Here is an 8,104-nt window from a genome sequence, read left to right as displayed (position 1 = left end):
ACGTCAGCAAGCGCTACCCCACCGGCTTTGAGGCCCTGAACCGGCTTACTTTTCGCATCGATCGCGGGGAGATGGTATTTATTACCGGTCACTCGGGTGCGGGCAAGAGCACCTTGCTGAAGCTGATAGCTGCCATCGAGCGGCCCAGCCGTGGACAGATCGTCATCGACAACCGCAACGTTACCAATCTCTCGCGTCGGCGCATCCCGTTGCTGCGTCGCAAAGTGGGGCTGGTATTCCAGAATTACCAGCTGCTTCACGATCGCACGGTATTCGATAATGTCGCGCTGCCGCTGGTCATCGCCGGCGTACCACAACCCGAGGTCCGCAAGCGCACCCGCGCCGCACTCCACAAGCTCGGCCTGCTCAAGCGCGAGAACGCGCTGCCCATCACCTTGTCCGGCGGCGAACAGCAGCGCGTGAGCATCGCGCGCGCGGTGGTGAACCGGCCGCCGATCCTGCTGGCGGACGAGCCCACCGGCAATCTGGATCCGGCGCTTTCAGAGGAAATTATGCAGTTACTGGAACAGTTCAATCAGGTGGGCGTGACGGTGCTGGTCGCCAGCCACGCCATCGATCTGATCAGCCGCTTCAACAAGCGCATCATCACCTTGCAGAATGGCCGACTCGTGCAAGCCGAAAGGGATGAACAACCGCGCACGGCGAGCGCCCTTTAGAAGAACAGATCGATGCCATCCCGAAACCGCATACGCGCGTCAATGCTGGCGCGGCACGCTTCGGAGTAAGGATAAGATGGCACGCGGCGCGATATTTACGCGCTCCGCGCTGGGCGCAAAGCTTTATATCTACGGGCAAGCGCATCTGCGCACCTTGCTTGCAAGCCTGGGGAGAATCTGGCACGCGCCGCTCTCCAGTATTATGACCACCGCGGTAATCGGCATCGCGCTGGCGCTGCCATGTGGTCTGTACGTGCTACTCGCCAACCTACAGACTATCGCCGGCGGCTGGGACAACACCGCCAGCATTTCGCTGTTTCTAAAAGTAGATACGCCGCTGGCAGCAGCGCGGGACGTGGCGGCGGAGATCGGTCAACGCGGTGACGTGGAATCCGTACGGCTGATCAGCGCCGCGCAGGCGATGGCGGAATTTCAGGAAAACTCCGGATTCGGCGGCGCCCTGGACAAGCTCGAACGCAATCCGTTGCCGTCGGTGGTGGTGGTGACGCCGGCGGCGGACACGCGCCGGCCGCTAGAGGCCAACTCTTTGCTGGCGGCGCTGAATACCCTGCCCGCCGTGGACCTGGCGCAACTGGACATGGAATGGCTGCAAAGGCTGCAGGCGATCATGAACATCGCGCGCCGCGGCGTGACCGCGATCGCGATCCTGCTTGGCCTGGCTGTGCTGCTGATCGTAGGCAACACCATTCGGCTGGATATTCAGAACCGCCGCGAGGAGATCGAGGTCACCAAGCTGGTCGGCGCGACTGACGGGTTCGTGCGGCGACCGTTTCTATATGGCGGCGTCTGGTACGGACTGCTGGGCGGCGTGCTGGCGTGGCTGCTGGTGGGCGGTGCGCTGCTGTTGATTGACGGGCCGGCCGCCCACCTGGCGTTGCTTTACGGCGCGGATCACCAGCTACTTGGGCCCGGCTTTGAAGGCACGCTGCTGCTGCTGGGCACAGGCGCGGCGCTGGGGCTGCTGGGCTCGTGGCTGGCGGTGGGACGCCATTTGAGCCTGGTCGAACCGCACTGATTATTGATCGGGAAACTTGCTGCCGGCGGAGCTCCTAATAGTATCCGTACCTGCCCGCTGAGCCCCGGAACCCACTGAGTATCTGGCACTCTAATTCGCGGAGTGCTAAATTAGCGTCGTTCACTCTGGGGGAAACATCTATGAATCAAGCCTTGGTTCAGCTTCGATCCGCCGCGCTGGCGGTGCCAGTCGGCAATCTGGACACGTACATTAGTGCGGTCTATCAACTGCCTATACTAAGCGCCCAGGAGGAAAAAAGCCTGGCCACGAAACTGCGTGACCATGACGACCTCGAAGCCGCGCGCAAGCTTGTAACGCATCACCTGCGTTTCGTGGTGCAGGTCGCGCGCGGGTATCGGGGCTACGGTCTGCAGTTGGGCGATCTGATTCAGGAAGGCAATATAGGCCTGATGAAAGCGGTCAAGCGCTTCGATCCCGAGATCGGCGTGCGGCTGGTGTCTTTCGCGGTGCACTGGATTCGCGCGGAAATTCACGAATTTATCCTGCGTAACTGGCGCATCGTCAAGATCGCCACCACCAAGGCGCAACGCAAACTGTTCTTCAACTTGCGCAGCGCCAAGAAGCGCCTCGGCTGGCTCAGTCATGCGGAAGTCGCGACCGTCGCCGATGACCTGGGCGTGAGTCCGGCCGATGTCGTGGAGATGGAGGGACGGCTCAACAACTACGACGTGGGCTTCGACGCCGCCCCGGACGATGACAATGATAATTACGTTGCGCCGGCGGCGTATCTTCAGGACGGGCGCGCGGACCCGGCCGAACTGGTGGAACGCAACGACTGGGACGCGCATCACAGCGAGCGCCTGCACGACGCGTTGAGTGAGCTTGACGAACGCAGCCAGGATATCCTGCGCAAGCGCTGGCTGGCGGAGAACAAGACCACCCTCACCGAGCTGGCGGACACCTACCACGTTTCGGCCGAGCGAATTCGTCAGATTGAGAACAACGCGATCAAAAAGCTGCGGGTCGCTCTTGAAGCCTGATCAGGCATCCTGGCGCACACCTTCGGTCTGAGTGCATTGGCGCACAAAAGCTGCCCCGCGTGAATTAGTCGGGTGTGAAATAAATATCGCCGTAATACGCGCGGGATCGCTGCCCGCTGTTATCACAATCGGTCATCAGCGCCACTGCGTCGATATCATCGAGATCCAGCCCATGGATCTGCCTGAAATCCTCCGCGACGTTGCGCGACTGCGTATACCAGCGGTCCGCGCGCGCCGGCGGCCCTGAGCGCACGGCGACCATTTCCGCCTGACTGACAAAAGGGTTGGGCCAGGTATCGCCGACCGGCTGGTGGCTTGACCAGACGTAGTTGATCGCACGGCTGCGCCACTTCAGCAGTCCGCCATCGTGAATCGCATAAACGCGCGCGGGGTAGTCATCGCCGGCTTCAGTTTCCTCATCCAGAGCGCGATAAACGTGTTCGATCCGCCACGACCAATGCAGGACAGGCGTCCGGGCTAGATCGATTTCCTGTTGGTAAACAAGTCCAGACGCGCTCGCATCGCAGCGTGCGCGCAACATGGTTTTACCATCCATGTCGGCGAAATCGTAGTGTGTTTCGCCTTCGAACAATTCGGTTCTCCAGCCGCTGAGATCGCGCGCGGAAAAATCGCCGACGACCAGACGCTCGCCAGCGGCAACCGTGACGCTCGAACACGCCAGTAATGCCAGCACGCGGGTTGTATTTTCGTGCATATCGCTTATTGTTTATGCAAGCTTGCTAGTGGATCAAATCAGATGTGCCGTATCGTCCCGACCGGCTCGCGTCAGTGGTGCGCGTCGGCTTCAGCGCAATGTCCGCGCTCCCGTTTTTCGCCAGAGACCGCGATGTATCCATGATCAGACGCGGCTTGCTCCTCGCCATATGCTGCGCGCTGGTGGCCACGCAAGTCAGCATTGCGGGCGGCACCATAGGACGCACCATAGGTGTTGCCTGTAGCGCCTGTCACGGACCCCAGGGCAGAAGTGAGGGCGCCATCCCTTCGATCCACGGACTGCCGGCGAAACAGATCGAGTCCGCGATGCGCGACTTCCGCTCCGGAAAACGTCCCGGCACCATCATGAATCGTATCTCAAAAGGCTATACAAACAATCAGATCGCCGCGATCGCGCAATATTTCGCCAATCAAAAGCCGTAACTTCAACTATCCGATGTTCACGCCACCGCTCTCGCGCAGGGCCTTCCTGAAAACGCTTGGCGCCTCCAGCCTTGGGCTGCTTTCGGGAGGTCGCGTCCGTGGCGCGATAACCCGCGGGCGCGTGGTCGTCATCGGCGGTGGCTTTGGCGGCGCTACGGCGGCCAAGTATGTGCGCCTGTTCGATCCGTGGATCGAAGTGACCCTGGTCGAGCCGAAGCGCAGCTATATGACCTGTCCGGCCGGCAACTGGGTGCTTGGCGGTCTGCGGGATCTGCCCTCGATCACGCAAACCTATGCGGGTCTCGCCAGACTCGGCGTCAATATGATTCACGACACCGCCACGGTGATCGAGCCCGGCGAACGCCAGATCCGGCTGAAGGGCGGCGCGATTCTCAGCTACGATCGCCTGATCGTGTCACCGGGTATCGATTTCCGCTGGCGGGCCATCGACGGCTACAGCGCGGAAACCGCGCACGTCTTGCCGCACGCGTGGGAGGGCGGCCACCAGACTCGGTTGTTGCGCGAGCAACTGGTGGCGATGCGCGACGGCGGCACCGTCATCATCACCGCGCCACAGACACCGTATCGTTGCCCCCCAGGACCGTACGAACGCGCCAGCCTGATCGCGCAGTATCTGAAAGCCAACAAGCCGAAATCCAAGGTTCTGATCCTGGACGCGAAAACGGCGTTCACCAAGCAGGATTTGTTTGTCGCGGGCTGGGAGCAGCTCTACGGTTACGGCGGTGACAACAGCCTGATCGAATGGGTGTCCGGGCCGGACGGCCAGGTGCGCGTGGTCAATGCGCGCACTATGACCGCGACTGCCGGACCGCTGGAAGAGAAATACAAAGGCGATGTGCTGAACGTGATACCGCCGCAAATGGCGGGTTTCATCGCGCGCGACGCGGGGCTTGCGGACCAGAGCGGCTGGTGTCCCATCGATCACAAGACCTGCGAGTCCGCGTTGCAGCGAGGCGTTCACGTGATCGGCGACGCCGCCATCCAGGATCCCATGCCCAAGTCCGCTTATGTTGCGAACTCACAGGCCAAGGTATGCGCCGACGCCGTGGTGGCGCTGCTGAACGGCCGCACCCCTGGCGAGCCCTCGTGGATCAATACCTGTTACAGCCTGGTCGGCTCCGAGTACGGTATTTCCATCGCCGACGTTTACGCGCTCAACGCCAAGGGTGCGGTGGAGTCGGTGCCCGGCGCCGGAGGATTAAGCGCAGACGACGCCAATCACACGCTGGAAGCGGCTTACGCCAAGAGCTGGTACACGAATATCGTCAACGACACGTTTGCTTAGAAGCCGTCCGCCCCCAATCGCTAACGATCCGGTCACGGCCAGGGAAACTGGGTCATGACGATGGGCAGATATCGATCGAACAACAACAGCGCGAACAGCAGCATGAGGTAGACAATGGAGTACACGAAAGTCTTCATGGCCAGCGCGCGGCGCTTCGTCACCATCAGCGCCACCGCGTAGTACAGGAACACGGCGTTCAGGATCAGCGTGCCAGCCAGATAGATCGGTCCGGACATGCCGGTGGCGAACGGCAACACCGTAATCACCACCATCAACAGCGTGTAGAGCAGGATATAGAGCCGCGTATAGTCATCGCCATGCGTCACCGGCAGCATCGGCACGTTGACCTTGGCGTATTCCGCCTTACGGTAAAGCGCCAGCGCCCAGAAATGCGGTGGCGTCCAGGTAAAGATGATCAGAAACAGCAGCAGCGCATAAGGATCCACCTGACCGGTCACCGCGGTCCAGCCCAGCAGCGGCGGCATCGCGCCCGCCGCGCCGCCGATCACGATGTTCTGAGGCGTGGCATGCTTCAGATAAAGCGTGTAAATCACCGCGTATCCTACCAGCGAGACGAACGTCAGCACCGCCGTCAGCGTATTGACGAATGCGATGAGGATCGCCATGCCCAGCGCGCCGATCACCGCGGCGAACACCAGCACATGACGCGCCTCCAGATGGCCGCTGGGTAACGGCCGCAGGCGCGTTCGCGCCATCACCGCGTCCATATGCCGATCGGCCAGGTGGTTAATGGCCGCGGCCGAGCTCGCCACCAGCGCGATGCCCAGATTGCCGAACACCAGTGCCGCCGTGCCTACCGCGCCGGGCGCCGCCAGCAGCATGCCTACCAGCGCGGTGAACACCATCAGCGCCACCACGCGTGGTTTGCACAATTCCAGGTAATCCAGGGCCTGCGACAGCAGCCCATACGGAGAATTAAGAACTTTAGGTGAGGACATGGTCGCCCTCGGCCGCGCGCGTGGACGGCTTACGGAAAGCGACGCGCGTGACGGTTTCCGTCGCCGGTCTCAACAGATAAGTCAGCGACAGCATCGCCAGCAGCAACAGCGCCGCGACCGCATTGTGCGCGGCCGCGACACCAAGCGGCAAACCGAGTACGACGTTAGAGATGCCGAGCGAAACCTGCAACAATATGAGCGTGATCACAGCCGCACTAGCGATGCGCAACGCACCGCCCCGCGCCCGTACGAACAAGGTCGAACCGAAAGCCAGAAGATAAATGGTGGTCACCAGCGCGCCGATACGGTGGGTAACATGAATGGCGGTACGTGCGGGATTATCCAGCCCCCCGAACTCGTAGTCCAACCCGGTGCCGCGCCACAGCACAAACGCTTCGCTGAAATCCATTGGCGGCCACCACCGCGACTGGCACGTAGGGAAGTCCACGCACGCGAGCGCGGCATAATTGGCGCTGGTCCAGCCGCCCAGCGCGATCTGCCCGACTAGAATTCCTATCCCCAGCAGGCCAGCTACGCGATAGCGACTGCTTCTTGGCCGTGTGGCGGCCCATGTCGAACCGCCCAGGAACAGCCACCACAATAACGAAAGCGTCGCAAAACCGCCGAGCAGGTGCGCCATAACGATAACGGGCTTTAACTGCAAGGTGACCGTCCACATGCCCAGCAACGCCTGGAAGATAACTAATGCCAGCAACGCGAGAGTGGTCTTGAACGGGAGTTGCGCGCGTTGCCGAAACGCAAACGCCGTTATCACAAGCGTCAGTATCAGCAACCCCAGGCCGCCCGCAAAGTAACGATGCACCATCTCCGTGGTGGCCTTGGACATGTCTACCGGCCGCCCGGGAAACGATGCATTGGCCTGCTCGAGTTCGGCCTGGGTCATCGGCACACCGCCGATGTGGCCGTAACAGCCAGGCCAGTCGGGGCAGCCCAGTCCCGCGTCGGACAGGCGTGTGAATGCGCCCAGCACAACCACGACAAATGCCAGCGCCAGCCCCAAGGCGACCGTTACCCGGAAGAAGGAATGCGCGCGATCAGCCAATCCGGGACGCCTCAAGCAGATGATCCAGATCGTCCTGCAAGCCCCTGGCGGTATCGCGCGGCGCATAACGCATCATCAGGTTGCCATGCGGGTCGACCAGAAAAAAAGTGCCACTCGGGTGCGCGCTCAATGGGCGCAGCGTGTTGTTTCCCTGCGCCTGCGCCACCATCATGCCCGCGTGGCGGCGCAACAGGGGGCGCAGCGATCGCAGCGCCTTTGTGTCGGTGAGCACGTACAAACGCTGTACCCTGCTCTGATCGCGGCCCAGACTCAGACGCACCTGACGCATCTTGAACAGACTGGCCTCACACCAGAGATCGCAATGGCTGCCACCGACATACAGAAGCGTCCATTTATCGCGCAGAAACCCCCGGGTCAGCCGTCTGCCGTTTACAGTTTGCAGCTCGAACTCTTTTATCGCCCGCGGCGGCGAGATCAATTCGCCATTGGAGACTGGCGCCGGCAACGGCAGCCAGTCGCTGAATGCATACAGCACTACGGCTGCCAGTAATGGGGCGGCAAACACCATCGCCAGGCCAAGCAGCTTCAGGCGGGCGCGAGAGCTGGCTGACGAGTTGTCCGTCGTACTAGCCACGCTTGGATTCGTTACTGGATTTGTTTCGTTTCACGTTCACGACAATCACGATAATCAACAATGCGAGCGCCATGGCGAACCATTGCACCGCGTAGCCCAGATGCCGCTCTGGTGTGAACGGCGCGACTTGCCACGCGCAACGGTAGCAATAGGGTGATTCCGGATCCAGCCGCAGGCTGGCGCCCGCCAGTGCGAGATCAAGGCGCGCCCCCATGCGCTTGAAGTCCACGAACTGGACCCGCCGCGGCCATCCGATCTCGCCCGCATCCATACCGCCGAGACGGAAGCCCTGCTCGTACGGTACATAAA

10 protein-coding genes are annotated in these 8,104 nt (G+C 61.5%); 5 read left to right on the top strand and 5 right to left on the bottom strand.

Translation table 11 applies throughout. The annotated features are described in order from the left end of the window. The 3 genes from ftsE to rpoH form a co-directional block, all read left to right on the top strand. Positions 1-677, top strand: a 677-nt coding sequence (gene ftsE / locus H0V34_14690; GenBank protein MBA2492870.1) for a cell division ATP-binding protein FtsE, incomplete at its 5' end; no start/stop codon positions are given. 76 nt (positions 678-753) lie between these two features. Beyond that, entirely contained in the window at positions 754-1,713 is a 960-nt protein-coding gene (locus H0V34_14685; GenBank protein ID MBA2492869.1) for an ABC transporter permease, read from the top strand. Positions 1,714-1,853: 140 nt separating this feature from the next. Beyond that, positions 1,854-2,714 carry an RNA polymerase sigma factor RpoH gene (gene rpoH, locus H0V34_14680; protein ID MBA2492868.1) on the top strand — a complete coding sequence of 287 codons (861 nt, stop codon included), beginning with the start codon at positions 1,854-1,856 and terminating at the stop codon, positions 2,712-2,714. Between the two features lie 64 nt (positions 2,715-2,778). Here the strand turns inward: rpoH and H0V34_14675 are convergent, their stop codons facing one another. Then, positions 2,779-3,429, bottom strand: coding sequence for a DUF3047 domain-containing protein (locus H0V34_14675; GenBank protein ID MBA2492867.1), 651 nt, complete (start codon positions 3,427-3,429; stop codon positions 2,779-2,781). A gap of 44 nt (positions 3,430-3,473) precedes the next feature. Here H0V34_14675 and H0V34_14670 point away from each other — a divergent pair, with 44 nt between their 5' ends. Together H0V34_14670 and H0V34_14665 are read left to right on the top strand one after the other, a co-directional pair. Further along, the gene (locus H0V34_14670; protein MBA2492866.1) at positions 3,474-3,872 is read left to right on the top strand and encodes a cytochrome C; all 399 of its coding nucleotides are present in this window, start codon (positions 3,474-3,476) and stop codon (positions 3,870-3,872) included. A gap of 13 nt (positions 3,873-3,885) precedes the next feature. Continuing rightward, the gene (locus tag H0V34_14665; protein ID MBA2492865.1) at positions 3,886-5,178 is read left to right on the top strand and encodes an FAD-dependent oxidoreductase; all 1,293 of its coding nucleotides are present in this window, start codon (positions 3,886-3,888) and stop codon (positions 5,176-5,178) included. Between the two features lie 32 nt (positions 5,179-5,210). On the opposite strand, the gene H0V34_14660 is transcribed toward H0V34_14665, so the two are convergent. The 4 genes from H0V34_14660 to H0V34_14645 form a co-directional block, all read right to left on the bottom strand. Beyond that, positions 5,211-6,137 carry a protoheme IX farnesyltransferase gene (locus tag H0V34_14660; GenBank protein MBA2492864.1) on the bottom strand — a complete coding sequence of 309 codons (927 nt, stop codon included), beginning with the start codon at positions 6,135-6,137 and terminating at the stop codon, positions 5,211-5,213. Then, the gene (locus tag H0V34_14655) at positions 6,124-7,266 is read right to left on the bottom strand and encodes a COX15/CtaA family protein (protein MBA2492863.1); all 1,143 of its coding nucleotides are present in this window, start codon (positions 7,264-7,266) and stop codon (positions 6,124-6,126) included. Before H0V34_14655 ends, H0V34_14660 begins: the two co-directional genes overlap by 14 nt. Beyond that, entirely contained in the window at positions 7,193-7,795 is a 603-nt protein-coding gene (locus tag H0V34_14650; GenBank protein ID MBA2492862.1) for an SCO family protein, read from the bottom strand. Before H0V34_14650 ends, H0V34_14655 begins: the two co-directional genes overlap by 74 nt. Next, on the bottom strand, positions 7,788-8,104 hold a 317-nt coding region (locus H0V34_14645; protein ID MBA2492861.1), incomplete at its 5' end, for an SURF1 family protein. The genes H0V34_14645 and H0V34_14650, both read right to left, overlap by 8 nt.

The organism is Gammaproteobacteria bacterium, from assembly GCA_013696315.1.
Classification (GTDB): domain Bacteria; phylum Pseudomonadota; class Gammaproteobacteria; order JACCYU01; family JACCYU01; genus JACCYU01.
The sequence above is the reverse complement of the archived record's forward strand: the minus strand, read 5'-3'. Positions and strand labels throughout refer to the sequence as shown.

Bases quoted from the DNA above. Each gene is read 5' to 3' on its own strand.
- H0V34_14660 (MBA2492864.1), bottom strand. From the start codon at position 6,137: ATGTCCTCACCTAAAGTTCTTAATTCTCCGTATGGGCTGCTGTCGCAG.
- rpoH (MBA2492868.1), top strand. From the start codon at position 1,854: ATGAATCAAGCCTTGGTTCAGCTTCGATCCGCCGCGCTGGCGGTGCCA.
- H0V34_14675 (MBA2492867.1), bottom strand. From the start codon at position 3,429: ATGCACGAAAATACAACCCGCGTGCTGGCATTACTGGCGTGTTCGAGC.
- H0V34_14685 (MBA2492869.1), top strand. From the start codon at position 754: ATGGCACGCGGCGCGATATTTACGCGCTCCGCGCTGGGCGCAAAGCTT.
- H0V34_14655 (MBA2492863.1), bottom strand. From the start codon at position 7,266: ATGCGCCGCGCGATACCGCCAGGGGCTTGCAGGACGATCTGGATCATC.
- H0V34_14665 (MBA2492865.1), top strand. From the start codon at position 3,886: ATGTTCACGCCACCGCTCTCGCGCAGGGCCTTCCTGAAAACGCTTGGC.